The sequence below is a fragment of the Njordella aestuarii genome (assembly GCF_056494165.1).
In genome coordinates this window covers 4911221-4936284 of the sequence record NZ_CM151397.1, presented here as the reverse complement: position 1 = coordinate 4936284, position 25064 = coordinate 4911221, and the positions used below count along the sequence as shown (strand labels likewise).

Below are 25064 nucleotides of genomic sequence, written 5' to 3'. Positions count from 1 at the left end.
GCTTGCCACAGCATCTTCCTCTGCAGAATTCTTGACAGACGCTTGCGATAGTCATCTGGGCGTTCGCGTTCAAACACACGCCATCCAGGGAATTGTGCGGCGATTTTTGCCGTGATATGCTGGAAAACCACGATAAACAACCGTCAACCTGCGAGTTCGAGAATGAAACAGTGGTGGTATTCGGATGGTAAGCAACAGCAAGGACCAATCGAAGAGGATTCTCTTGTTCAGAAGATAGCTTCGGGTACCGTGACGAGCCAATGGCTTGCTTGGAACAATGAAATGATGGAATGGCAGAGAGTAGAGAGTATTCCAACGCTGGCTGCTGCTCTTCCCAAAGCCCTTGACCCTCCCCCGATGCCGCAGGCACACCAAAATACAAAGAATCCGACTGAGTTACTAAAGTCCGTCAGCAGCAAGCACTGGACATTGCTATATCGCGTCACACTAGGAATTGTCGCAGCTTCGTCACTCCTGCCTTGGCTAACAATAACCTCGTCGACCGCCACAAGTTTTGATGCTTACTCGAACATTGCCGGGCCTTATGGAAATGTGAGCCTCGCCTTGCCCAGCGGCAGTGTGGGCAGTTCGGGGCAATTTTCATTGCAAGGCACCTCAATTGTTTGGGGGAAACTGGCAATTCTATTGGCCGTTGGTGGAGTGCTCCTTAGTTTCCTCGATCCGCGAAAGTTACTTGGCGAGAACTGCTATGCCACCCTAGTTGGCATTGCTGCAGCGACGACCGCCTGTTGCTTGCTAGCTGCATTCGTGCACGGCTCGCCAATAGTAAATGGATCGTTCAATTCGGCATTTGGTAATGCGCCGTCTCGACCAAGCTGGGAGCGGGAGCCTACGCAGGCGTAGGCTCTGGCCTATTGGCAACCGCATCGGCAATCATGAACCGCTGGCCCCTCACGACTGAAAACGAGTAAGCCACATGAGCAACAAAGCGTTATGGGAAATAAAGCTTCCCAATAGTAAAATACTTGGCCCGCTTCAGGAGTCCGATGTTCGAGAGTGGCTGCGTAAGAATCCACAATCACAGGCACTCGTTCGGCAGGGAAATTCTGATTGGGTTCCCGCAGACAGAGTTGGGCAAAGTTTCGCTGATCTCGAGCGTGCTGGCATTTTTTTGCGGAACAACACAGAGGTCGTAGGACCGTTCACCGTTGCAAGAGCAAAGGAGCTGTTAAGTTCGCAAAACAACCAGTTCCAGGAGTATCGAATAGGAACAACCAACTGGCAACCTGTCCCTTCAAATACCTCGCGGTTGGTGCCGCCGCCATTACCTTTCTCCGCTGACTCTACTATTAATCCGCCTAACCTACCACCACCAGAGACGACAACTCCTGTTCCTCGTTTTGGAAAGCCATACTCGGCAAGCAATCGAAGCGTTCTTGCTTTGCTCGGCATCACGGCTCTAGTGGCGGCCACTTGGTTGATACTTCGTGACGGTAGTAAGCAACGCTTGCACCAAGCTATCCAAGATTTTAATCATAACTCTGAGGTGCCAATTCAACTGAGTCCTGATACAGAGAAGCTTTCTGATACCGTGGTGAGACAACTTGCCGTTGAGTTGGAACAAGCCAATCGAGATTTGGCAAGATTAGAAGCGACTATCCAAAATGAAAAGACATTAGAGGCTGAGCGGCAGGAATCCGAAAGAATTTATAGCCAAATTGAAAGCAGGCGGGAGACGCTGCAGAAGCAACTTGCTGAACAGCAGGCAAAGCGACGTAGTATCGAATTGCAACTCCAACAAAAGCGTGAATCCGAAGAAGCACAACTCTTGGCGCAAGCTCGGCGGCAGGACCATGCTTCTAAAGTCTTCGAACAAGTCAATCTTGGTTCACAACTTAAGCCGCAACTATCAAGCTATCTCAAGTCTGAGGGCACAACGTTGGAGCTTCGAGGTGAAGCATCACAACAAATTGTTGAGTATCTTTCAAATGCAGAGTGGTTGGGGCTAATTAATCTTCTGCTCGACGAGAGTTTTGAAGATCTGCCACCAGAACCAACGATTGACGATGCTGCAGAACGGCTCAAGAACCGACGATTCCAGCTATTAGTTCGCATTGAGTCACCCAAGGTGCGGGCGGTGTTGAGCGAGAAGAACTCTCCACTCAAACTGATTTTTCTTTCTTCGAGTGTGTCCAAGGAAGGTGAAATCTTTGTGGATGACTCTTGGACGGTGCATCCAGATGGGATTGGCTACCTGCATGACTGGAATCCCAGTATGCAGAACATTACGGTTACGATCGCTGACTATCAAAAGTTGCTTAAAAAAAGAGAAGCAGCCATCGCATCATTAAAGCGAGAGACCACGTATTGGGATTCAAAGTTCGCTTTAGGCGAAATCACCCAAGATCTTTGCAGCGAGATGCACCAAGATGCATTGAACTCTTCAATGCAAGACCTTGACTTTTGGGCAACAGATTCACTTCGGGAGTCCATTGGAGCCAAAGACAGCCCCGGTGATAGATTTGTACAGGCAGCTTATCGAGCCGCGGGGGACCGTGAGCAAATTCCAACCTTACAAATGTCCTTTCGTTGGTGCCCTCCCGGCAAGTTCACAATGGGAAGCCCAGCCACTGAGGCTGGTCATGAACATGATGAAGTAACGGCTGATGTAACATTTGCGCGAGGGTTCTGGATCTCAGAGAGTGAAATATCGCGACTGGCTTGGATGAAGATATGGGGGGGCGACTACCGACCTTGGGAAAGCGGTCATGATCCTAGAAAAGATCGGTCATTCTCAAGAACGCCAGCAAGTCGAGTAAATCGTCGGGAAGCGATTCAGTTTTGCTCGAAGCTGAATCTTCATGCACGACGGGAACAATTAATCTCGGATCGATTTATTTTCCGTTTACCAACTGAGGCCGAATGGGAGTATGCCGCCCGCGCGGGTAATGGGCACGAATTTGGAGTCATGACATCGGCGGAGGTTAAAGCTAAAGGCTTCCCACGATCCAATACGTGGGGCATTCGAGACACTCTTAAAGGTGTTTCCGAATGGGTCTTGGACGGATATACGCCCATCTTACCAGGCGGCGAAGCACCCCTTGTTAGTGCTACCAATGAAACTTTCGTAATGAGAGGAGGAGCTGACAGTTACCCGTTCGATAACAGCCGGTTGGCTAACCGACATCCTGTTGGTCCAAATTCAAGACAATTCGAATACGGATTTCGGGTAGTGTTGGTGCCATATGAACATGGCGACTTCATTCGCGCCGTTGACGGCATCATCGAAAACGACTCGAACGGGCTCATCACGTTAGTAAACGTCAAACAGATCGATGTAACTCCTGACATACTAGCAGATATCGCAACCATACGTTCGCTACGGCAACTGAGTATCACAGGTTGCGATCTCGATGATGAGCATCTCCAGAGCATCGGTCGACTCCCCGAACTAACTTCGCTCGGTATCTGGAGTACGCGAATCAGCTCGGAGGGCGTCAAGATTATAGTTAACAACTATCCAAAGTTGCAGTACTTGAGTCTCGCAGCCACAAAATCAGTTACGCCGGATTCGCTATTTGAAATTGCTAAACTCAAAGAGCTACGCTCCTTGGCAATAGGATGGACCGGAGTGACAGAAGCGTGCCTCCCGGTTCTTTCTGGAATGTCTCACTTGCAGTCTCTGGCAATTGAGAAGGTAGCGGTAAAAGAAGATGAATTATTTGCTTGTCTCAGCCAGTTAAAGGGACTCCATGAGCTACAGATCAGTCCGAATGAAGGTAGCTTCTCAAACGAAGGGATAGCCGAACTAAAACGCAGTCTCCCTCACTGTAGGATCGAGATTAAATAGCGATGCTACAACGACACTCTCAGCACGTAATGGAGTATGCAGTCTGAATTGAGTATCGATTACGTCGGCCCAAGAATTCCAACTCACCTTACGATCGCTAACGTGAGTATTCGTCGCGGCGATTCATGGTGGGCGCTGATTCAAGCGATTGCGAAATCTTCCGCTGGGTTTATCTACTTGTTGGTTTCGTCACGAATGGTGGTTTGTGAAACAAACCCACAGTTGGTTCAGAAAATCAACCGGTCTCCAACGTCGAAAAATCAGATGAACAGTTGAAATTGATCGCAATAACGACGTAATCGATGAGGTTGATTCAATCGACTCTTCGCTTCGTGCTTAAGTCAATCTGCTGGGCGTTGCCAGTGATAAATCGGTGATAGGAGAAATCGGCCCGGATGCCGAAGATGAGACATTGGAGAGCCGCCAAGGAACAGATCCAGCATGAGAATTGTATCGCTTCCCATGTCATCAGTTTGAACGAAAAGGCTTGGCTGTCATCACAACGAAACTTTCATTCGCGGTACTGGCAAAGATTCTACTTTTCAATACAACACTCGCCGTCGACTGCATCAGGGGCAGTCAGGATCGCACCCGGACCCACTAGGAACGCAGATGCATGCCGTGTCGATTGTTCAAGCGACTGGGCTTGAAGATATGCAGACCAAAATCATCTCGCATTTGCCAGGCATCAACGGTGCGAATCGTTGCATCGAATCGATGCGAAAAAGGACGTAAGAGCGTACCTTTTTACCCCCAGACGTTACCCCGCAATTTGCGAATTGTAAGTCATTGTGTTTGAAGGGTTTAAGTACACCCATCTGGATTCGAACCAGAAACCTTCGGTTCCGTAGAATCGTCGTAACAACCGTCTTGCCCCAAACAATTATCGGCAGTTCCCTAGGGGATTCATCGCAAAACGCCCCTAGATCGCAGGAAAACACCGAAGACAAAATGTTACCACAAAGTGCCGAACGCGTGACAATCGAAACCGGTAGTTTTTGAAAAATCCGGTAGTCTACCGTTACTACCGTTTTCGGCCCTAACACGAGCCGACGCCCCCTATGGCCCAATGGGCCGCGATAGATTGCGCAGGGGGAGTGAAATCCGGCGGATTAGAGATCAAAGCCCCATCGAGTAGAGATCGATCTGGGGCGACTCCTGGAAGCTTTGGCGCGGTCTATTTGCGACCGGCTAGGCTCTTCCTTGCCCGCGCAGCCGTCTCGGTATCCGGATAGCGTTTAACCAGTTCCCGGAGCGCATCCAGCGCCAACGGCTTCTGCCCGTCCTGCAACAGGGTCTTGGCCTGCGCGTACATTCTTTTTGCATCGTCCTCGTTAAGTGAAACGCTGCTGGCCGTCGGCACCTTGCTGGCCATCGGGGGAGGGAGCAGCGGTGCAACCGGGACAGACGCCACCGCACGCGATGAGGACAGCAACGTCCGCTTGTGGGCGTCGAACTCCTCACGGGTCAGGAGACCACGCTCCAACAAGCCCCCGAGCCGCTCTAGCTCAGCCACGGCGCTAGGGCCTGACGATGCCGGGACTCCCGCTGTGGAGGTGAACTCGTTCCGGATGGACTCGAACGCCTCCTTGATTGCCGTCTTAACGGTACCCCGCTGGATCAGGTAGAACGCGATCGGGATAAGCCACGCCACGTAGGTGAACAACAGGATCACGAGGATGATCCAGAAAAACAACGTAGGTCGGTAGTGGACCTTTGCCACCAACAGGAACCCGCCCTCAGTCGTGCGAACCTCGAAGTCGGATACGTCGACCCGGTTGGCTGAACCGAAGGACGCCTGCAGGTAGGTCGTCTCTATCCGGTCACCCGTCCGCGTTAGCTTCTTGGCCATTGGTCGCAGCCGGGCCTCGAGGGCGTCCAGGATGACGGGCTTCGGGACAGTCGTGTGCAGTCGCTCGTTGAGTTCGAACTTCATGGTGGTTGGCGTGGTTAGGGGGCGGACGGGGTGGCACGTAGTATGCGCAAACCGTCCTCGGAATGGTTCACGAATTCGACAGAATCACGAAGTTAGCTGCGCGACACGCGAGACCAGATCCTTCGTGTACCCTCGCTCGCCCCAAACCCAACCGGTGGCACGTGCGAACAGCACCGCCGGGGCGTCATTGGCATAGTCGGCGTCTCCTGGACATGGGATGTCGACAGCCGTCGTCAATTGGGTCGTGCCGTGATGAAGCAGCATCCCCTCCAGGATGCCCTGGATGGCCGAACCGATGCCCTCACGCCGATAGTCCTCGTGAACTGCGATCGACATAAGGGTGCCGTCGAACTCGACTGACCCACAGGCCGCCGCACGTCGACCATCGAACACTACCACCGCCGGGAAGTCCCCAAACCCTGGGCAACGGTCGATGTGCCAGCCCACCCCCTGCGCGACTTTCTCCGGCATGTCGTAGCGTGGCTCCCCACGGTCGTACACGAGAGGGGGGATGTAGATAGTCCGACCCTCGATAGAGGTCTCGATCACGTCGATGACCTGACGATTTACAACCAACTGATTCTTACGCTTTGCCATTTCAATAACCTTTTGAGAACTACAAGGAAACAAAAAAACGTCCACCACGGTGGACGAATTTACCAATCCACCTCGATGGAATCCGTAGGGTATTCGGCGGTCGATGCTCCGCTGAACGGCTCGGCCGGCGCAACACAGGGCAGCCGGACCCCCTCGAAGTTGAGCTTCGTTGAGTCGATGTAATGGCCAATCGTGATCGACCGCGAACGATGTCCCAGGACCGTTGTCCCCGCTCCAAACTGAATGTTCTCCGCAGCAGTCGCCGCCGAACGCCGTAGAGTCTTGAAGGATCCCTGCAGTCCAGCAGCCGCTACATACTTCGCCATGCTCTCCGCAAACTTCCGGGGGGATGTCGGCCAGATCAACTCGCGTTGAATGCCGGACTCGATGCATTGCCGGATCAACCGGACGGTGGGACCGCTTAGCCTGACCGTGATCGGCAGCCCCGTCTTGGACATGACCAGACGGACGATGGCCGAACCGTCTGCCGTACCGATCAAATCCGACTCCCGTAGGGTCAAGAGATCGCCGAGCCGTAACCCAGAGTCGAACCCGGCGCATATCAGGGAGGCGAAGAATGCGGCTTTGTCGATCCCGTTCCGGAAACCGTAGCGGTCCTTGCTCGATAGAACCGTTGCCACCAGGTGCCGGACCTCATCGGGCGACCACGCCCGGTTAGGGAGGACACCAACCCGGACCCGTCGAATCTTGGGCGGTACATCATCGACGCAAAGCCCTTCCCGGTAGGCGTACCGCCACAGGACTAGGAGGTGCTGGCGCTGCCCCTTGGCGGTCGATGCGGCGCGGTGGGCCCTCATCCAATCGATCCACTGGTTGACCGGCTCTAGCTCCAGGTCGTCGGTCGATACCGCACGCTCCGTGAATCGGGCGTAGCTAGCGATTGCGAACCGATACATGTTGGCCGAATTAGCCCGGAGCCCGTATTCGTGTTGAGCCAAATAGTGCGTGAGAACTTCAGACAGAAACATCTTGAACCCCTCGATAGAACGTCATGCGGTCCCCGGACATGGGGGACGCTGACAACAGGTTACGAGAGGGATTCGATAAAAAAACCGATGGTCTAATTGCTTACCCGACCGGCCTCGATAGAATGGGGGCAATCCGGCTGGGGTCCGGGGCATCCCCTTGTAACGTGCAACAGTTATTGCGGGTTACCTTCTTCCGTTTTTTCTTTCCGAAATGGACATTTGGGACACGCTCTCTAGACCTTCCCCCCACCCCTGGGGGCACTCGCGAAAAAGGTGGGGTGACCGGCTTCGTTTCCACCAGATCTGTTAAAAGACCAGGCTGTCGTGATCGCGTTCGTTTACCCCTAATCGGACGAATGAAAGGCCGTCCCTAGTCGATCAAACGTCCAAGTTTAGTTTCTAACGTGACTCGGCCTGCAGGCGGGCAAAGCTGCCCATCGACTCACGCCGGGCCGTCTCTACCGCCACGTTGGCCTCGCGTGTAATGCCATCCCGGATCTTCTGGTCCTGCTCGGTTCGGAACTTGTCGAGCTCGGCCCGGACCGATGCAATGATCTGGTCGGTATCCGCCTTGATTGTGACCTGAACTTTACTCTCTTGCTTCAGCGCCACCTCTAGCCGCTGTTTATCCGCGACGGCTTTGCTTTGCTGCTTGTCGAACCCGATCCCGAACGATGAGTCGAACCCCGCAGCCTTCGCAACCGCCAAGTCTCCCTTCCGGGCGAAACCGACCGCCTCATCACCGCCCACGCCACGTAGGAGCTTCCGTTGGTCGGCGTCAAGTGAACCCCCAGCGCGGGCCTTGGACAGAGCGTCCATCGCTTGCTTCTGTTCGATCTCACCCATGTTCGCAAACCGTTCAGCCGCCGACATACGCGACTCTTCAATCTGCTTGATCGACGCGGACTGCAAATCAATTTGCTTCTGCAACCCGGCGGACACCTTCTGGGACGCTGCGATCTCTAGCTCAGCCTTGGAGCGGGCCATTGTTAGGATGTCCTGCTGGGCCGATTCCATCCGTTGAGCATGGAAGGCGGACCGGGCAATCGCGTCCTCATATGCCGTACCCGAGTCGATCGCTTTGGCAGCTAGCGCGGCAATGCGTTGTTGGGTCTCCTCGCTCCCTTTGGCTGCCTCAACTGCAATCATCTGCCGTGCTGCGATGTCATCACCCAGGCCCACGGTAGCATCGGCTGCCGACGTCGCTGTGCGATCCCTCAGCGAGATGGAGTTCTTGTCCAACGCCAACCCCTCAGCCATCCTGGCGGCTTTCTCTCGCTCCAGGAACTCCGCATGGAGGCGACGGCTAGCTCCGGCCAACTCTATCGGCTGCTGGCCCTTTTCCTTTTCGTCAGCTGCAACACGACCCGTTGGATCGAACCCCAGAAGTTCGGCCAGCCATGCTGCAGTACTGACTTCGGCCTCGGCTATTTTGTTCGTCAAACTTCCAACCTGGCCTGCCGTCCCGGTCGCGATCTCGCCCAACTCGTAAAGCACCAGTCCGACCGCTCCGATCGCAGCACCAGCCGCCGCTGCCGTTCCGGCTAGGCCGACGCCAACGCCCGCAACCGTTGAACTAAGGAACCCGCTGCCTGCCGCGCCTGCTGCACCCGCAACTCCAGAGGCCGCACTGGCCGCCCCAGCTGCTCCACGCGATGCTGCCAATCGTGCGTTGGCCGCTGTGGCTGCATTGGCCGCTACCGTCTCAGCATTTAGCCCAGCGGTCCGTAACGCCTCTGCAGCAGTCACCCTCGCCGTAATGGTCACTCCCGCGGCCTGCATCGCACGAAACGCCTCGAGTCCCTTTTGGAGTGCCACCACGCCTTCAAACGCACCCTTGGCAACATTGTAGACGCCCTCAATCATTACGATGGAGCGGAGTATAGACTCGCTGTTTTCTTCGGATACCAGGCCGATCTGCGCGACACCCTTAGCCGCGTCCAGTGCCCCGCGGGTCGCTCCTAAGAAACCCTCCGTTGCGGATTTCTTGTACTCGGCGTGTTTATTCGTGAGGTCGTTGATTTGCTCCGTCAGGGCCTCGTATTCGTCGATCCGGCCCGCCGTCTCTTTGAGGTCGTCGATGCCTTCTCGCGCCTTGGCGAACATTGCGTCCATCTTGGCGGTTAGGCCGGACATAACCTGCTCGTGCTCGGTCGCCATCTGGGACAGAGACGCTTGGACGTGCTGGTTGGACCGATTGGCACTGTTAGCCAGATCGCCGATCGACCGCGACGCCATCTCGTACTCGGCCTCGAGCTTGCTCATTGCAGCATCAACCGCCGCGCCGGTCTGCGTCGCCATCGCCTTGCCGGATTGGCCGATACGGGCCTGGGCGTCCATGGCCGTTTTGGCCATCTGATCCATGCGCCCTTGAGTTCCCTCAGCAGGTCGGACGTCGACTACGAATATTACTTCATCAGTACTGGTATCACTCATCGCTGTATAACCCGTGGGTTAGAAATCTTTGCAAGTTCGAAAGCGTATTGGTGAGCGTGGCAACCAAACGCCTAAGCTCCTCGGGGGTTTCTGCGGGGATGGATTTCCGCCATGGCGTGCCGCAGCGAAGAAACGCAGCTTCTGCATTTGCTACGAGGCCGCGTATATTCCGCAGCCTAACAAGCACTTGGAATTGCTCGAGCGTGATACATGGCGGCTCGAGCAGCTTCTTCTGGTCGCGCTTGCGTCGTGTTAGTACATCGTTCAGGCGTCGTCCTTCATGTTCAAGCCCTTGGATTTTCTGATATAGCTCGAGAAGTGCGGTCTTGTTGGCTTTGATTCGAGCCTCGACGCCGGGAATCAATCGCCGCTTGTCGTGTAAACGCTCTCGGTGGGCTCTGCCGAGCGCGTTGTCGGTATCTATTTTGAGCGGGCTGAACGCGAGAGCCCATTTGCACTCCTCCGCAATGGCATCATCCTTCACGCCGCCCATCTGTACCGCCTTTTTACAACGTACGTTCCCTTCAATCGACTCCAGCATCATTACCCGACCGTTTTCCACCCGCATGGTGGGCCTACAGATAAATGCCTTCGCGATCGGATCACCTTTGGCTTGCACCGAACTTCGGAGGCGGATAACTCTCCCCTGTATGTGTCGACAATCTCGCCTTCGATTTCCATAATTGACAGTTGCGTAACATAGAGTTCAACCACTCGGCCACTAACTCCTCGGATAGTTGCGTTTTTGTCATCCAATGTCAGTCTCTTTTGAGTCCATGCAGGGCTCGCGATCGAATGCGTGGCCGCATGTCCGAAGGGCCTGCTACCCCACTTCCGGCGGGTCCGGCACATTTTTAGGCTCTGCTATTCGCGTGTGTTGGGGGCCTTCATGGCCTCTGTCGACGAACGATCTGATGTTGCGATTTCCGACTTCACGACGACTGCAATTTCCGATTGCACAACCAAATACACCGAGAGACATATCCGTTAAGGGCCACCTCGATAGTATTTAATTTGGTAGCACGGCAGTCCATCTACGTGTCCATTCGCAAGATGAGAGATTCTCCGACATACGATTTGCTTCTCAAGGGTAGTGTTCACAACCGTCTTGCTCCACTCGGGGCGGTCCGCTTTTCAAACAGTCCGGGATATCACATCATCCTGACATCGAATTGCGATGTCGTGTCGGAAGCCTAAAGAGCAGTAGAAGGTATTCGAGAGTGTTCCTCAGAGATTTCACGGAATCTGTTTACAAAGCGCACTCGATGCGTTTTTCTCGATAAATTCGTCATGTGCTTCTATGATTGGGAGAAGTTCCGTCGGACCACGGCCGAACGTAAGCGTGACCGTTCCAGCACAACAGCACCGTTTGGCTTTGCCTGCTGCAAACTTAGCCGTCAGGTGGGTTGGGGCTGTCGCTGGGATTTCGTCTGCGCAGTGTTTTGATAACTGAGTACAAGTCATTCGCACTTGGGGACAAGCATCACGAATAGCTTTCGTAATGATTTCAATCGGAGTCCTCCCTCGGCCGATTGAAAACAATACGGTTTTAGGACGGATGGAATTGCAAAGTAAGTTTGCGAATAGAGCTAAATTGTCGTTCTCGCTTTTTCCGCCATGATGGGGATAGATCATGACATCAGCGTGAGGGGCGGGAGTGGTCTCAAGCATCGAACGAAAAGCATCAAGAGTGATGTCGCCAAGAAGGATTACCTGCGGAACATCATTATAGATGAGGCGAAAAACGGCACTGATGCTGTTGCTTGTGAGCATTCGCTTACCTCTTCGTATTGATCCTGGGCCAGTAGCTGCCATTCCCAGACTTGGGGCGAGCACCTCAATTTTGACGTTTGGAGTATCGAATAGATTCGTCTGCTTCGTTGTTAGCGTAACACCGAAATCAAGTTCACCATCTCTGTCTTTTTGCTCAAGTAAGTAAACGAGAGAACTCCAAAGTTCGGTCTTTTTATTCAAATCTGGATTTAGTCTAACTCGTCCGATTTCAACAGTGCCGGATTCCAATAAGCTTATCAATCCCTCGATGTGATCTTTGTCCGCATGGGAAATCAGTACAGTATCTATTGATGTTATCTTTTCAGCGTCGAGAAACTCTAAAAGAGTTGTCCGTGGACCAGCATCGAAAACTGTAACAGACTTTCCATCGACTAATACCGCCGAGTTTCCGTGACCAACGTCGAGAATGTGCAGGACTGTCTGACTCATTAGCTTTCACGATGCTCGAAACGTTCGAAGAATAATTCAGACTGATTTTCCGCTCCCTTATTAACGGTCGCGAACAAATAACCACCCGGTTGCAAGTGTGGTGTTAGCCCAGCTGGAACAATTTGACGTGGGACGCTGACTACCTCGTCTGAATTCCATCCCGGCAACACGACAAATAGGGTGTCAGCTGATACATCAGTAATCTGCATAAGCGTCCTCCAAGGTTTACGTGTTGGAACGAATGTTCCGGCGAACTCATTTCTACAAACTTCCCATGATCGCAAAAGTGTATCAGGGTCAGCTTCCTTCGGCGTTAGAAGCACTGGAATTGACCGTCGATACGTTCGTATCTCGAGCATCTCCGCTATTTCCCATTGAGTCACAAGTACCGCAGGAAAATGATGGCGGTAAAGTTCCGCGACTGCCGCCGCGCCGTTAAACGCAGCATAGTTGTTAACAAAGTGATGATCACAAACCGCGCGGTCTGCGCGACTCAATACGCTTTTCGTAAGCTCATCCAACTTCTGGAATGGACCTGGAAACGCGGTCACTGCCCAGTCGGCTAATTCGAACTCATCCTGCATGCTTTCTCGTTTGACTTGGTCGTCGTCAATGATTGCGACCTGTGGACTCTTCGACACAATTAAGCTCCTAATATTGGCAATGTGATCCTTAATTCCGCACCACCTAGTGATCCATTCGCAACGGCTTCGACGCTCCCACCCAGGTCTGAGGCAGTGTCGCGGACGATAGTAAGGCCAAGCCCAGTTCCAAGGTCTCGCGTTGTTTCACCTGGTAGCCAAATCTCTGACGGACTAATGTCGACAATACCGGGTCCTGAGTCTTCGCAAACGATTGTACAAAAGGAATCCGTAACCAAAGTTCTTAGACGGATCTCAGGATCGCCTGGCTGTGCCTTTTCAAACGCCTGCAAGCTGTTCATTAAAAGGTTGGTAATAATCGATTCGATAGCCGCTTCACTGGTTCTCAGATATGGGTTGGAGTCGGCTAGAATTTTAGTCAATCTGATTCGCCGCTGCACGATGAATCGGTCGAACATAGATGCCACCCCGGTAATCACATCATGAATCTGGATTCGTGCAGCACGACGTTTGTCCCGACTAACTTGACTCAGGGTTAAATTACTAAAGGCTCGGAGCGAATCGGCTACCCCAGTGAGGCGGTCAACTGCACGAAATAGTCGTTCATTTCCCTCCTCTCCTATCTCCTTAGTAATGGCTTTTTTTATCGAGCGAACATTTGAGTCGATTATATTGAGTGGTTGTTTTGACTCGTGAGAAAACAAGGCTGCGGTAATTCCAGCTGTACTAAGCGTCCGATAGAGTTGCACTTCCTTCCGAAGAGAATTTGTCTCCTTTTCCTGCGCTTTTGTGTATTGATCGACGGCATGCTTGATGTCAACTTGCTGATTCTGAGAAAGCAACTCAATTGCAATATCTAGGCTTTCTTTAGCCTTTGACGATTTCGTTTTCGTCTTATTCCGATCGTCCGCACGTTTAGCTTCACGCTCTTCCAGTCGACGACGAGCCATCCAGTCAAGTGCTTCGCCGGCAAAAACTTGCAGCTCGGCAAATGCTCCGTTTTCAATTATCCCCGAGCGGTCGGTCTTTTGTGTAAGTTGATCTCCTGGATCGCTAACAGATACTCGCCCGATTGAGTTGTTCGTGCTTGGTCTTGCCTCTGGGCTCCGTGACCGACGTAGGTTTAGTTCAAGCCAGTCGTTGCCCGGATTGCCATACGGTGGAACGCGGAAGCCTCGAAGATAAAGGTGCACACCACCAAACTCTTTTAGCCAATCTTGCACTTCCTGAATCGTGGACGTTCGCGTGCTGAACGTATCCTTATCAAGAATGAAATTCCAGAGATCAAATTGTGCGGCAGGACAATCATACGCGACATCCTTGTTCTTTCTGCGAAGGTCGGCATGATCCGCGCGATACAGCTCATTTCCTTTCCAATCCAATACACGTGCGGTCGCAGTTCCATCGTTTAAAATCTGGCCAATCAGGTGGAACTCCGCATCGTCGAAGTATCGACTTGCAACCATTTTAGAAAGGTCAGTAAACTCTTTTGCAATCAACGAAGGCCGAAAGCCTGAAGGATCATCGGCAAACGGATCGGCAAGTAGCAGAATACCCCTCGCAAGTCTTTTTACGTCCGAACGTTGTATAGTATGTTGCAGATTATCAATGCGGATAATAGTACCAGGCCCGTTTAATTCCTTTCGCTTGCGAGCATGTATCTTGAGTTCGATTTCCTCGACTGTGTCCACCGAATCATATTTAGTCCAATCGATTTTTAGCACAAATTCAGTTTCTGGTTCGTCTTTGGGACAAGAAACCAGAGTTGCTAATGTTCCAAGACGCAGGGCGGCCAAACGACCTAACCCCTTATTTCCTACCGGAGTTCGCCCAAGTCCTGTGGGGACAGAGCTGTCTTTGCTCGACTTACCCAGCAACAACCAACCATTTTCGATCTCGTCGTGCCCCATTCCGATACCATCATCGGTAATGGTTACCGTGCCACCTACGTTAATCGTGTTCTCCAGAGCAATCGAGCAGAAACTTGCGTCTGCGTCATGGGAGTTCTTCACAAGTTCGAGGATACCTTGGTCTGGATTAGGGTTTAATTCTTCACCGAGCCTCCTCAAAATATCGGGACTGAATCGAAGGTGGGCGAATGGGAGAATAAGTTGACGCGATTTAGCCACAATTCACCCACGGAATTTTCTTGATGGAATCGACGGTAAGATGACGACATCGAATAGCATCGTCCAAATAGTCTGATGTTGATTCTTCGCGCAAAATCGAAATTAACTGTCGACATGTTCGAAGTCTATTGTCAAACGGCTTGCAAACGATCAGATGATTGTCCACGGCGAACTCAGCTGCTCCACGTACAATTGAACCAACAGCACGGTATTTGTCGCCCGGCCGCGATGTACGACGAATGACGACGAATGGCGCTCGCACAACACGCCGCGAAAAACGGCGTCGGCGGCCTACATCGAACACTTCGTCCCAAGGCTCAATGCTTTTGACAGTTAAGTATGGAAACCATTCACCTACCGCTGGATCACGGAAGTCAACAACCGAACCAACTTGAACCTGAAAACGATCGTTGACTGTTTTCGTGTTGGCGCTGTCGGTTTGCCAGCTCCACACATTGGCATTCCGACATGCTTGTGACTTACATTTAGTCACGTCCAAGACAAAGACATCAACGTCTGCGTGTCGATCAAAAATACCAAAGGATTCAATTCGATTTAGTTCGCAACGCAACGCCACGTCGTTCCGAAGGCGGGTATAGCGAGAGCCACAGCGAATCACTTCTGGCAATATCGCAACTATTCGAGTTCCATCGGACGATGCATCAATCGCGCGCATCAAAAACACCGCGGAGGAATTCACTTTACCACCGGCCCAGTCGCATTTAGTTTCGATTGTTTGATTAGCAAACGGTGGATTCATCAAAATGTGAGTCGCTTTCTCGTACCCTGCCATATCGGACAGTCCACTGCCCACTTGGATCCCCCTAAACCACTCTCTCAATCGCGTTTTCTTTGAACCGCGGAAACCATGGCGTTGCCAGGCTGCCAGTATTAATCTAGTGCGGCATGCACGTGCAAACTCAGAATGAAGATCGCATCCAAGTAACTTTTTCGACCAGAAGCTAAGAGTAGCAAATAGAGTTGACTTTAATGGCAAATGGTCCGTTAACGCGAGAAGAAAATCACCGGCCCCGCAAGCAGGATCAAAAATAATGGAGTCGTCCGCGATGGAGTCGGCAACTCCTTGGAATGCAAACTTGCGTAAAGAAGAACTCGTAAAGAAAATACCATCACGTCGCCTATCCTCAAGATTAATTAGTCGCCGGGCCTCGCGTCCAGCTTCACCATTAAGCGCAGCGTCGACCCTAGCGACTCTGACGTCTGGTGAATGCATCTCTTCAAGCATTCGGTCGAGCTTCAAGGTGTATGCCGCGTACTGATCCATGCGACGCATTTACTAAGTGTGTGAGTGAGTTTGATTTTCAGAAGTATAGCTGACAAGCGAACATACTCCGAGTGGGCACTTCAGGATTGAAACGGCTCATACGACTCCGGCAAAGCGTAAGTCGAACCAGCGGGTTCAATTAAACACCGCCGACAATGTCAGAGCGTTCAATCTCAACATGACTCGCGTCATTCATCCACAGCATGTGCTTTAAGAGTCTAACGTTTTGGCGCTTTTCAAATCGCGGCCCCACTACAACCCTTCGAAGTACGCTGATATGCGTGAAAGTCAGTTCTAGAAATGGGATCAATTGCCCGTTTCTGATCCGGTACTTAATTACATCTCGATTGAACTTTCTGATCTTCTTGCGTTTTGGTCCTGGTAGGTCAAGATCGTCTTCCTCTGCAAGTGGAAAAAACTGAACAGACCTGTATTCACGCTCGCTTACAAATTGGGGCTGCTTGAACTGCGTCGCAAGAGTGGCGATTTCTCCCAGCAAGACGCTTTCAATACGGAATTCCGTAGCACTATCCATCACAATTTGGGTTCGATCCACTATCATTTTTTTTTGAGCCTCTAGGTCGTAAATGACTGGGTGGTCAAAGTGATCGAAGAGCTCACCTCCAGGTAGCCCCAACCGCGCAATTCCGTTCTTCAAATATTGCACTTCGAATCCTATGGCGACTCCTTCACCATGATCCCCATACATCTCCCATTGGCTGAAACTGTCGGCGTCTGACGAACAACACAACACCCAGTACGGAAGTAGCTCATCAGCAAAATCAATTTCCGCCAATTCAGGAATGATTTGACGGGCCATATTCCAAGTGTAGTGGAACTCATTGCCGTCATTCATAAAGCCGATGTTAGTGAACCAGAGCTTTCTCTCTTCGAGAATCTTCTTGAATGTATTCAAGCTGGTGTAGTGGTAATGCAAAACCATAAGTCGAGATCCGAGGGTGAACCTATGCGGCTACATCACAAGAGTTACTGGAGTGGAACCAAGTTATTGCTGCACATGACAATGCAAAGATTGCAACAAGCATACAAGTTTGACGGAACGCGCCTGCTGGAAACTTGATCTGCTAGGCACTTGTTACTACCTGTTTGAGTTTCATCTTTAAAAAGCTAGGCTCCAACCACTACCAAGCAGGCGGAGACCTTTTCTTCTTTGCATTTTCGTAACGAATCGTTGTACCCGCGACTTGTTGTGTTGACAACTATGGATGAACACGGGTCGCCTGCGCGTGAAATTCCAGTTGAAACTGGCAACCGAATGCAATCCGGTCAATCCTCCAACGAGATTTTCCAGACATGTCCGGGAATTAGATTTCGTCGATCAGCCCCTCCGCGTACTCAACGATGTCACGCCGGATAGCAGCCAGCTTGGTGGCGTCCTCCTTCTCGGCCTCCACCTCCGCGTTGTAGGCGTCCAGGTCGATCGACTGCTCGATAAACCTAGCGAGTTCGGCCTGCATCAATTGAGGGGCTATTGCCTCCAGTTCATAAACATCTGCAGAGCCGTGCTCTCCCACGAACTTCTGATAGTTCGATGATGAACGCTTGGCCTCCATCTCGTTGGGGGGGATCCGCCACTGACGCACTTGGTCCGCAGTCAGCATTGCCTGATAGACGATTGCACTTTCAACACCAAAATCATCTCGGATCGAGCGAGCAAACGACTGCGCGATCTCAGCTCCATCAGGATCGAGATCGGACATGATCAACAGAACCAGCCTATCCTTCCCGCTCCGCTCATACCGGGCCACAATCTGCCGCCTTGGCTCGAGCGAGCAGTAGCCCCTACCGATCGTCAGCGGCAAACAGAACCTATTCGCGATCGGTTGCACGATGTTCAACAGCGTCTGCTTCTCAACGACCAACTCGAAGTGGTCCCATTGGGACTGCAGCAGGTCACGTCGATAGCCGGAAAGAAGATGATAAAACTCGTTACTGAGGAAGCTCGATGTATCGGGAAGGAACGAAGTGTTCCGAGTTGGGCGTGTCTCGTCAGAGATCGCATCAAATGGAACATCGCCTGACAACCGAGCTCGGGTAAGGAGGTCACATAGATCCTGGTAGCTCGTTCGATTGTTCTCATATCGCGAGTCCGGCTTTTTGGAATGTCGAAGCGGTGGATCATTGAGGAGCTGGTAGTGGATCTGTCGTACGGTCAACGGCCAGTAGGCTTTGAGATTCTCAATCACCTGCATGGCGGCACGGAGCATCGCCTGCTTGCCGGACGACACGACTGAGCGGACCTTGGTTCCTGCAATTGAGAGCTCCGCCGGTGACTCCTCAGAGTCCTTCCGGGTACGGAGGTCCTGCAACTCCTGATAGGCAATCGCCGGATCAATATCGAGCATCGCCTCCTTCATCCGCATCGCCGCGTTCTTGTGCCGTTGGCGATTCCATTGGCGCAGCTCCCGGGTCCATTCAGCTTCAGTGTGGTCTGATCGGGATTGTCCAAGGTGTCGGATGACCCTGACGGTCGTTAGTCGCGCGAGGATGCACGCTGCGTAACGCCGATGCCCGGATACGATAAACCCATCGACCGACACGCGAATCGGCTCCAGCAGGCCGGAGCGAACTATCGAGGCCGCTAGATCGACCAGCTCGGCGTCGGCGGTGTTGATCGCACCATAGAGTCGGTCATTCTCCGGTGATGGAGATATCGATTCGATTGCGACGGTTTCAAGTGATTCATCCATAATCGCTACCTTGTAGTTAACTTCCTATTGTCCGCACGGCACGTCGGCCCTTCAGCAGCGCCGCGATGTCGTTTAAGTCGAGTTGGGAGGGGGGAAGGGGCGTGTCGAATGCGTAAGCGAGCCCCGCCTCCAACGGCTTGCGTGCGAGTTGAACGTCGGAGAACCCGCTCGTGGCTCGATGCCAGTAGCCCAGGAACGCCGAAGGATCGAATGACCCACTACACACCAGGGACGCATGTAGGTGTGGTCTGAACTCACCACTCGAGTTGGTCAGGTGCAGGCCATTAACCCCACGCTTGATCGCCGTTAGGCTTCCTCCCCGACCACGTGCCACCTGCTTGCGCCGCGTCTCCCCCATCGTCGCCCATCGTCGCCAGAGCTCGCCAATGGCCGTAGGCCAGTCGTCAGAGGGGAAGGAGAGGTAGGCGCACCAGACACGGTCGTAAGGGGTGAGGACGGACCGCAAGAACTCCCGACTGCTCTCTGTGCGCTCCCGGACCCACCGGGCTTTGCAGCGTCGACATACCCAACGCTTATTGCAGTTGCATAAGTATTCGGGTTGTCCCGCCGATGTTGCGTATAGACAAGGTTGTGCCGTTTGATCGTAATCGGATTGATCTGTGGCCGTTCGATCGTCGATGCGCCCGGACTGCGCGACGACACCGGAACTACCCTCTGCGGGCGGAAACGCTACAATGAGCACCGTGACACCTGACTTACCTCTGGTTGACACTCGAGCCGCCCGTTGCCCCCAACGAACGACTCAACCTAACTAGCCTGACGGACCCCCCGTCGGGCTTTTTGCATTTATGCGATCGATTTAGTCCTCGAGGATGCGTTCGCGCTTTCCTCTATGAACTGCCGGACCCACTCAAGGGTAGTCATCGGACTGCCCGCGATGATGACGGATCGAAGTTTGGCGCCGCGCACGCCGGTAGTCCGGTACTTCCATAGCGTTACTCTACTAACGTCCTGCCCGGTCACATGGCGGTATGCGTCTTGGATCTGCTGGTATTCCATCTCTATGGTCTCTCGTTTGTTAGGTTTGGACATTGGGGTAGTATTGCTCGATTCGGCTTCAGTTAACAAGCCTTAGCAAGCCAAAGCAGAAACATCAAAAAACCCAGCGAAAAACCGGGTTTCGTTGAACCGCTGCCGAACTATCTGTCCTGCGCGCTAGACGTTTTTTACGACTCCTGCCCTGTCTCGTATTCCGCGTAGTCGACATCCTTGACCGCTGGGAAGTCGATCGCCTTTTTGACCTCTGGGTTACGCCGTAGTTCTTTCAGGACCGTATGGACCGACAGGCCGTCCGGCTGGGCGATTTGCTCGACCTCGATCTGGTCCGGGAGTTTGCCGGGGTGCGTGTTGGCTTGGTCGATACGGGCCAGGAGTTGGAGGGCCGCGAACCTCAATCGTGGTTCCGCCTTGTGGTCCTGCGACAACCGGTAGGCGTCGTATACGATCCGTTCCCTCAGATCCCTTGGGACCGGCCACCGTTCCTCTACGGCCTTCAGGCAGTCCTTGATGTCCTGCATACGCTCGATCGCTGCGCCAGACCCTCGCAACTTGGCAGCTTCAAGGAACTCTGGCGTTAGTTCAGGCCAGAACGTCGCCTCGGCTGCCTTAGCCTCCGCTGCACGTCGTTTGTTCTTCCCGGCACGCTTAACCATGGGTTGTTCCCTTCGGTAGTTTCGCCTGGATCGCTTTTCGTTGAGCCGACGTTAGATGACGTCGATACAGATTCGCACTTAGGACATACGCGTATGGGTCTTGGTCTTCGGTCGTCTCGCACTCGAGGACTAATATCTCCAATTCTTCGCATGCACGAACTCGCCTCCGCCCATTGATCAACTTGTTTTGAAAGTAGACCACGGGCTCGTTTTGCCCGTTCTTGCGTATGTCTTCCTTCAATGCATTGAACGATTCCTCGTCCATAACGGGGATCATCGCCGCCGCTGGATGTACTTCACATTGCTGATTTGACATCTTTTTTCCCTTCTCCCCACTGTTTAAACACTTGGTCCAAAGCCCGCCGGACCACCCGACGAGCGCCAAAACGTCCAGCGCGCTGGACGAATTACTCCTCCTCGGTCTGCACCACCATCCCCGGACTGAGCCGATATGCCAGCCGATCGCACTTCGCGCAGTGGAGCCCGTTCTTAACGTGATAGAACATCGACTGACCGCACCAGACGCAGACGAACCCGAGCATTGGCTTCGGCTGGGGAACTTCAGCGAGGCGTAGCGGGAGCCCCTTTTGGACCGCCTGATTGACTAGGTCTCGAGCGTTCATTGGTTAAGCCCCTAACATGCGATCGAGCTCGGACTCAACGCGGTCCAACCGTTTGACGCTCTTGGTCATGGCTCCAGCCGTTTGACCGGGGAACGACTGCGTTCTAGCCGCCGTGACGGCGTCAATGAATTCCTCGACCCATGCGACGGTTGTAAGCGCGGCTCCGTTCACCACGCGATACTCGAGCCGAATCCCGCGCTGCCCTTCACGGCACCGCCGAAACATAGACCGTTGAGTGGTGGTCCCCCCCGTCGCCTGAAACCAAGCTTCGGTCATGGGTAGGTATTTCGATTCCCCGGCGTTCTTGGCCATTTAGCACCTCGTCTCCCGTCTAATGACAATTAATGAAACTGCACGACAGTAATGACGCCGCCTTGGCCACAGATTCGCCCGCGATTTAGAAAAGTGACGAAAATCCTTCCGCCAACGAAAAACGCCCGGCGGGAACCGGGCGTTGTTCGATCTGACGTGAGGAGCGGCTAGCGAAGTACAGCACAAGTTGTTTGTAGTCGTCCATCTAGCCTAGCGAAAACCTTTTGTTGAAGCTCAATCGAAGCCGGGCCATTAACAGCCCAGCCTCTAATGACATTGATTTTCGAACAGACCATTAGCATTCCATTTCACCACGGAGAGACAAAAAACTTCCCCGTAACTGAGTGGTTGAGCTCGGTCTCAGGTTAGACACGAGGTACCGGCGAGACATGGCATCCGTCTGCGCTGAGCGATGATGAAGTCACTCGAGCCAAACGCACGCATGACTGAATTATTTCGTTCCGATGGCTTAGATAAGGTGACCTACTGAAACACGCACGGCCACGGCAAGCCACAAACGGATTTCAAGTGTTTTTTCTTTCCTGCGACAAACCGGGCGTGTGAAAACCTGCAATATTCGCACGTTCTGTTGCTGCTTCAGGCTGTTTAAACTCAGCCCGTACGCTTTAAAACATCCGGAAATCCAAATTATGTCTAAGTTTCGCCCGCCCGTACGAACGTCTCGACAGCAAAGAATGAATAGAAACACGAAAGCTGCTCGCGGGCGTACATGTGCGATTGAAAGGTTGGAACTTAGGAACCTTCTTGCAGCGGGCGTTACAGTTCAGGCGAAAGTTGTCTCAAACACACTGTTCATTGATGGTACGGAGGGACCAGACACGATAACAACATCCTAGATAGGCAACAATCCATCTCTGAATCGGCTTGTCGTTAAGTTTGGAGGGGTACATGCATTGCATTTTGACGGTGCACTCGTCGCCAAGATAAATGTGAAGGGCTATGGTGGGAACGATAATATTACCAACCAAACCACCCATCCAATGTTTGCTTTCGGCGGGGATGCCAAAGATGAATTAATTGGCGGTGGTAAAGCCGATCAACGCTGCTGCGAAAAGGGCAACGACGTTCTCTACGGTCGAGATGGAGATGACTTTTCTTGACAGGTTCGAAGGGAGAAAAAACTGATGCTTTACTTCTTAGAAAGCGAAGTGTAGCGTCTGACCGGGCTTGGCCCCGAATAGGTGATTTTAATCTGAGTCTCGGGTTTTAGAGAGATGCTGCCTTTCTTGGCGTCTAGCTCAAAGTGGACGCTTTTCTCGATCATTTTGTCCTGAATTGCGTTGACAGCTTTGGTCACGAGTTCAGCTGAATCTTCTGTTGCTGACGATGACGAGAGGGTTGTTTCGAAACAAGAACCGTCTTCCAATTCTACTTTTATCCCAAACTCCAGACCTGTTGTTTCTTCTCGGAATTCATCACCATCCTCAGTGGGATCAACCAAGTCTTTGGTTGCAGTACGTTCATCCAACTTAAATGGTATAGGTTGCTCACGACCGCTGTAGACTTTTAGTGCACGTGGACCCGAGGAGCGTATTTCGGCTACGCAATCAGGACCGATATAGAACTTGCAATTCACCGGATCGCGATTCACACAGAAGTGCCCTGTACGACGAGCTTCACTAATGATTGTGCCGGTGGCTTCGCAAAATACTTTTTCTGGACCGTCGTTCGATGTGTCGTTCGTGGCACTTCTGACCTCGATAACTTGCCCGTCAACAAATTTCATTTCAATTGACATTTCGTAACCGACAGTTTCCCAAGGCATATTAGAGTTACCTTTGTTGAAGTAGTTGAAATCCAAACTCGACATGCATTTTAGTTGAAGTTCGGATTATTGTTCGACATACTTCAAATTGTTATAGCTGACCTTCCGTGCGCTGTCTTTAGGTTCTTTGGAGACACATTCAATTCCATCACGCACCTCTAGAAATGTGTGCTCTGACGTACGAAAGGTTTATTGATGTACCGTGGAATTGATAGCTGCTGCTGTCCGACAGGGCCACAAGGAGCTTGGGCAGATTTTGCCCGCCTTTCCTAGCCCGACTCACGTGGGCGAAGAGCTTGGCACTTTCAACAAACCAACCTTCAGCCAGGTGGGAAAGCAACGTGGCAGTGTATTCGGTCGTGACGCGGAACCGGCACAGATCGGTAAGAATGCCGAGACACCAACCTACGAATCACTGGATCAATTGCCGGCAGACCCGGACTTCGAACCGGACATCGACGAGTCATGATGCTTTCGGGGCGTCGAACGAACGCTGGCCAATCGATGATGTGCTATGCCTTCTTACGCATGATCTGAATAGCCTTTTCTTGGTCCCGTTCTGCGTAGATCTGCGTCACGCTGGCGTCCGAATGCCCCAACAGCACCGAGGCAGCGTCGAGCCCATGCTTGGCCCGGATGTCGGTCGCGAACCGGTGACGGAGCTGATTGGGTGACCACTGCGCAATGCCGTTAGCCTTACAAACATTTGCCACGGCCCGGCTGTAGGACTGCGTCGAGTAGCGCACGCCCGGCTGCTTTTTCGGCTTCACGACTACGTTGGTCCCAGGCCGATTCCCGCAGGACGCGGGTGTCGTCCGTTCACTCGCGCGACGGTCGAGCATTTCCTGGATGGCCTCGCGGGGTGAAAAGCAGTAGTCGTCCGCGCCACGTAGTAGGAACGGCGTCAGGATCGTTTGCCCATCTTCCCCAACGTAGATCGTCCGTGACTTACCGCGGTAACGAGTCTTATGTCGGTCGAGCCGGATCATCCACACGTCACCGGATCGATCGATCATTCCCGGAGTAATCCCGCACAACTCGCCCGGTCGGCAGCCCGTCGCGAGTTGGAATTTGACCATCGCCTTAACGACCCGCGATAGATGCGGGAGCGTGAGATCAACGATAGCACGATCGACGGGTGGAACGTCCTCGAGCTCCGGTAGTTCGCATCGCCCCAGCTTTAGCGGTTCAACTGTCGAGATCGCTTGGTGGATCGAGGCAGGAATGAGTTCCTTCGACGCCCCCCATTTGAACATGCGCCGCAGCTTCTTCATCAATGAATTGACGTATCGACGCGACCGCAACCGTTCGACCATCTCCTCCTCGCCGTCCTTGTTGATCAACCGTTTCATATACGGTTTGGATAGCTCCCCGCGTACGGTCTCGAATGCCAGAGGTCCGAATCCCACCGCCTTCTCCCGGCCATAGAGTTGCTTCAGAACGCGGAAGATAGGCTTAAGACGATGGAAATCGGAGCTCGGACCAGAGCCGTAGTACTCCTTCGCGAACATGGAATAAGACAGTATCAGTTCGTTGATCGTCAGTTCGTCGGCTCGGCCCCGGTAGGCGAACGTGCCCTCCGAAGCGATGTATTCAGAGATCAGACGCCGGAAACGATTGACGGCGTCGGCGGTCCCAAACTTCCCCAGATAGTAGTCCTTGCCATCCAGCGTGACGACTGCCTGGCCCGTCCCTTTATGGCGTCGCAGGTTGGGCAACTTGCCGCCCGAGGCGGTTTCGCCTGCCTGTTCCGGCTCGACCGTCCGCCGCCGCTTTGCCTTGGTCCGCTTGGTTTCGAGTTCACGGCCTGCCGCATGGTCGGCAATGAGCCGATCGTACTCAGCCTTCGACGACTTCGTACCATGTCGCCCCAGATAGAACGTCTTGCCGTTCAACACGACCAGCGCCATGCCGGTCGCCTTATGTAGCCGATACTTCGGTACACGCATCG

General features: G+C 52.9%; 22 protein-coding genes. 4 read left to right on the top strand and 18 right to left on the bottom strand.

Annotated features, from left to right (window positions below; genetic code table 11):
- The first annotated feature begins 162 nt into the window (after positions 1 to 162).
- Positions 163 to 864 (top strand): DUF4339 domain-containing protein, encoded by a 702-nt coding sequence (locus tag SH451x_RS19455; protein WP_479358714.1) that lies wholly within the window; start codon positions 163 to 165, stop codon positions 862 to 864.
- A gap of 73 nt (positions 865 to 937) precedes the next feature.
- A complete protein-coding gene (locus SH451x_RS19450; RefSeq protein WP_479358712.1) occupies positions 938 to 3811 on the top strand; it encodes an SUMF1/EgtB/PvdO family nonheme iron enzyme in 2874 nt (957 codons plus the stop codon).
- Positions 3812 to 4988: 1177 nt separating this feature from the next.
- Here the strand turns inward: SH451x_RS19450 and SH451x_RS19445 are convergent.
- From SH451x_RS19445 to SH451x_RS19370, 16 genes are all read right to left on the bottom strand, one after another.
- Positions 4989 to 5747, bottom strand: a complete 759-nt coding sequence (locus tag SH451x_RS19445) for a tetratricopeptide repeat protein (protein ID WP_479358710.1) — start codon at positions 5745 to 5747, stop codon at positions 4989 to 4991.
- Between the two features lie 84 nt (positions 5748 to 5831).
- Positions 5832 to 6344 carry an N-acetyltransferase gene (locus SH451x_RS19440; protein ID WP_479358709.1) on the bottom strand — a complete coding sequence of 171 codons (513 nt, stop codon included), beginning with the start codon at positions 6342 to 6344 and terminating at the stop codon, positions 5832 to 5834.
- A gap of 59 nt (positions 6345 to 6403) precedes the next feature.
- Entirely contained in the window at positions 6404 to 7333 is a 930-nt protein-coding gene (locus SH451x_RS19435) for a tyrosine-type recombinase/integrase (RefSeq protein ID WP_479358708.1), read from the bottom strand.
- Positions 7334 to 7732: 399 nt separating this feature from the next.
- Positions 7733 to 9571, bottom strand: coding sequence for a hypothetical protein (locus SH451x_RS19430; protein WP_479358706.1), 1839 nt, complete (start codon positions 9569 to 9571; stop codon positions 7733 to 7735).
- A gap of 190 nt (positions 9572 to 9761) precedes the next feature.
- The gene (locus SH451x_RS19425) at positions 9762 to 10337 is read right to left on the bottom strand and encodes a hypothetical protein (RefSeq protein WP_479358704.1); all 576 of its coding nucleotides are present in this window, start codon (positions 10335 to 10337) and stop codon (positions 9762 to 9764) included.
- A 668-nt stretch (positions 10338 to 11005) separates the two neighbouring features.
- Positions 11006 to 11992: a ComEC/Rec2 family competence protein gene (locus SH451x_RS19420; RefSeq protein ID WP_479358702.1), complete on the bottom strand. Its 987-nt coding sequence runs from the start codon at positions 11990 to 11992 to the stop codon at positions 11006 to 11008.
- The gene (locus SH451x_RS19415) at positions 11992 to 12633 is read right to left on the bottom strand and encodes a response regulator (RefSeq protein WP_479358700.1); all 642 of its coding nucleotides are present in this window, start codon (positions 12631 to 12633) and stop codon (positions 11992 to 11994) included. The genes SH451x_RS19420 and SH451x_RS19415 overlap by 1 nt, the downstream gene beginning before the upstream one ends.
- A gap of 2 nt (positions 12634 to 12635) precedes the next feature.
- On the bottom strand, positions 12636 to 14723 hold the full coding sequence (locus SH451x_RS19410) for a sensor histidine kinase (protein ID WP_479358699.1): 2088 nt from the start codon (positions 14721 to 14723) through the stop codon (positions 12636 to 12638).
- On the bottom strand, positions 14716 to 16017 hold the full coding sequence (locus SH451x_RS19405) for an N-6 DNA methylase (protein ID WP_479358697.1): 1302 nt from the start codon (positions 16015 to 16017) through the stop codon (positions 14716 to 14718). Before SH451x_RS19405 ends, SH451x_RS19410 begins: the two co-directional genes overlap by 8 nt.
- Before the next feature lie 130 nt (positions 16018 to 16147).
- A complete protein-coding gene (locus SH451x_RS19400) occupies positions 16148 to 16951 on the bottom strand; it encodes a DUF2971 domain-containing protein (RefSeq protein WP_479358695.1) in 804 nt (267 codons plus the stop codon).
- Between the two features lie 382 nt (positions 16952 to 17333).
- Entirely contained in the window at positions 17334 to 18719 is a 1386-nt protein-coding gene (locus tag SH451x_RS19395; protein ID WP_479358694.1) for a ParB/RepB/Spo0J family partition protein, read from the bottom strand.
- Between the two features lie 807 nt (positions 18720 to 19526).
- Positions 19527 to 19772 carry a DUF1580 domain-containing protein gene (locus tag SH451x_RS19390; protein ID WP_479358693.1) on the bottom strand — a complete coding sequence of 82 codons (246 nt, stop codon included), beginning with the start codon at positions 19770 to 19772 and terminating at the stop codon, positions 19527 to 19529.
- 134 nt (positions 19773 to 19906) lie between these two features.
- Positions 19907 to 20392: a hypothetical protein gene (locus SH451x_RS19385; protein ID WP_479358692.1), complete on the bottom strand. Its 486-nt coding sequence runs from the start codon at positions 20390 to 20392 to the stop codon at positions 19907 to 19909.
- Complete coding sequence (locus tag SH451x_RS19380) at positions 20385 to 20708, bottom strand: ParB N-terminal domain-containing protein (protein WP_479358691.1); 324 nt, start codon at positions 20706 to 20708, stop codon at positions 20385 to 20387. Before SH451x_RS19380 ends, SH451x_RS19385 begins: the two co-directional genes overlap by 8 nt.
- 91 nt (positions 20709 to 20799) lie before the next feature.
- Positions 20800 to 21015, bottom strand: coding sequence for a hypothetical protein (locus SH451x_RS19375; RefSeq protein WP_479358690.1), 216 nt, complete (start codon positions 21013 to 21015; stop codon positions 20800 to 20802).
- Between the two features lie 3 nt (positions 21016 to 21018).
- Positions 21019 to 21327 (bottom strand): DUF1580 domain-containing protein, encoded by a 309-nt coding sequence (locus SH451x_RS19370; protein WP_479358689.1) that lies wholly within the window; start codon positions 21325 to 21327, stop codon positions 21019 to 21021.
- 914 nt (positions 21328 to 22241) lie between these two features.
- On the opposite strand from SH451x_RS19370, the gene SH451x_RS19365 reads away from it, so the two are divergent.
- The gene (locus tag SH451x_RS19365; RefSeq protein WP_479358688.1) at positions 22242 to 22448 is read left to right on the top strand and encodes a hypothetical protein; all 207 of its coding nucleotides are present in this window, start codon (positions 22242 to 22244) and stop codon (positions 22446 to 22448) included.
- A 29-nt stretch (positions 22449 to 22477) separates the two neighbouring features.
- On the opposite strand, the gene SH451x_RS19360 is transcribed toward SH451x_RS19365, so the two are convergent.
- Positions 22478 to 23113 carry a hypothetical protein gene (locus SH451x_RS19360; protein ID WP_479358687.1) on the bottom strand — a complete coding sequence of 212 codons (636 nt, stop codon included), beginning with the start codon at positions 23111 to 23113 and terminating at the stop codon, positions 22478 to 22480.
- 202 nt (positions 23114 to 23315) lie between these two features.
- Here SH451x_RS19360 and SH451x_RS19355 point away from each other — a divergent pair, with 202 nt between their 5' ends.
- A complete protein-coding gene (locus SH451x_RS19355; protein ID WP_479358686.1) occupies positions 23316 to 23582 on the top strand; it encodes a hypothetical protein in 267 nt (88 codons plus the stop codon).
- 43 nt (positions 23583 to 23625) lie between these two features.
- On the opposite strand, the gene SH451x_RS19350 is transcribed toward SH451x_RS19355, so the two are convergent.
- Positions 23626 to 25062 (bottom strand): tyrosine-type recombinase/integrase, encoded by a 1437-nt coding sequence (locus SH451x_RS19350; RefSeq protein ID WP_479358684.1) that lies wholly within the window; start codon positions 25060 to 25062, stop codon positions 23626 to 23628.
- Positions 25063 to 25064: the final 2 nt, after the last annotated feature.

What these genes read in the sequence shown, in the direction of transcription:
- SH451x_RS19455 (WP_479358714.1), top strand. Translation starts at nt 163, where the DNA reads ATGAAACAGTGGTGGTATTCGGATGGTAAGCAACAGCAAGGACCAATC.
- SH451x_RS19450 (WP_479358712.1), top strand. Translation starts at nt 938, where the DNA reads ATGAGCAACAAAGCGTTATGGGAAATAAAGCTTCCCAATAGTAAAATA.
- SH451x_RS19445 (WP_479358710.1), bottom strand. Translation starts at nt 5,747, where the DNA reads ATGAAGTTCGAACTCAACGAGCGACTGCACACGACTGTCCCGAAGCCC.
- SH451x_RS19440 (WP_479358709.1), bottom strand. Translation starts at nt 6,344, where the DNA reads ATGGCAAAGCGTAAGAATCAGTTGGTTGTAAATCGTCAGGTCATCGAC.
- SH451x_RS19435 (WP_479358708.1), bottom strand. Translation starts at nt 7,333, where the DNA reads ATGTTTCTGTCTGAAGTTCTCACGCACTATTTGGCTCAACACGAATAC.
- SH451x_RS19430 (WP_479358706.1), bottom strand. Translation starts at nt 9,571, where the DNA reads ATGGCGTCGCGGTCGATCGGCGATCTGGCTAACAGTGCCAATCGGTCC.
- SH451x_RS19425 (WP_479358704.1), bottom strand. Translation starts at nt 10,337, where the DNA reads ATGCGGGTGGAAAACGGTCGGGTAATGATGCTGGAGTCGATTGAAGGG.
- SH451x_RS19420 (WP_479358702.1), bottom strand. Translation starts at nt 11,992, where the DNA reads ATGAGTCAGACAGTCCTGCACATTCTCGACGTTGGTCACGGAAACTCG.
- SH451x_RS19405 (WP_479358697.1), bottom strand. Translation starts at nt 16,017, where the DNA reads ATGCGTCGCATGGATCAGTACGCGGCATACACCTTGAAGCTCGACCGA.
- SH451x_RS19400 (WP_479358695.1), bottom strand. Translation starts at nt 16,951, where the DNA reads ATGGTTTTGCATTACCACTACACCAGCTTGAATACATTCAAGAAGATT.
- SH451x_RS19395 (WP_479358694.1), bottom strand. Translation starts at nt 18,719, where the DNA reads ATGGATGAATCACTTGAAACCGTCGCAATCGAATCGATATCTCCATCA.
- SH451x_RS19390 (WP_479358693.1), bottom strand. Translation starts at nt 19,772, where the DNA reads ATGTCCAAACCTAACAAACGAGAGACCATAGAGATGGAATACCAGCAG.
- SH451x_RS19385 (WP_479358692.1), bottom strand. Translation starts at nt 20,392, where the DNA reads ATGGTTAAGCGTGCCGGGAAGAACAAACGACGTGCAGCGGAGGCTAAG.
- SH451x_RS19380 (WP_479358691.1), bottom strand. Translation starts at nt 20,708, where the DNA reads ATGTCAAATCAGCAATGTGAAGTACATCCAGCGGCGGCGATGATCCCC.
- SH451x_RS19375 (WP_479358690.1), bottom strand. Translation starts at nt 21,015, where the DNA reads ATGAACGCTCGAGACCTAGTCAATCAGGCGGTCCAAAAGGGGCTCCCG.
- SH451x_RS19370 (WP_479358689.1), bottom strand. Translation starts at nt 21,327, where the DNA reads ATGGCCAAGAACGCCGGGGAATCGAAATACCTACCCATGACCGAAGCT.
- SH451x_RS19360 (WP_479358687.1), bottom strand. Translation starts at nt 23,113, where the DNA reads ATGCCTTGGGAAACTGTCGGTTACGAAATGTCAATTGAAATGAAATTT.
- SH451x_RS19350 (WP_479358684.1), bottom strand. Translation starts at nt 25,062, where the DNA reads ATGCGTGTACCGAAGTATCGGCTACATAAGGCGACCGGCATGGCGCTG.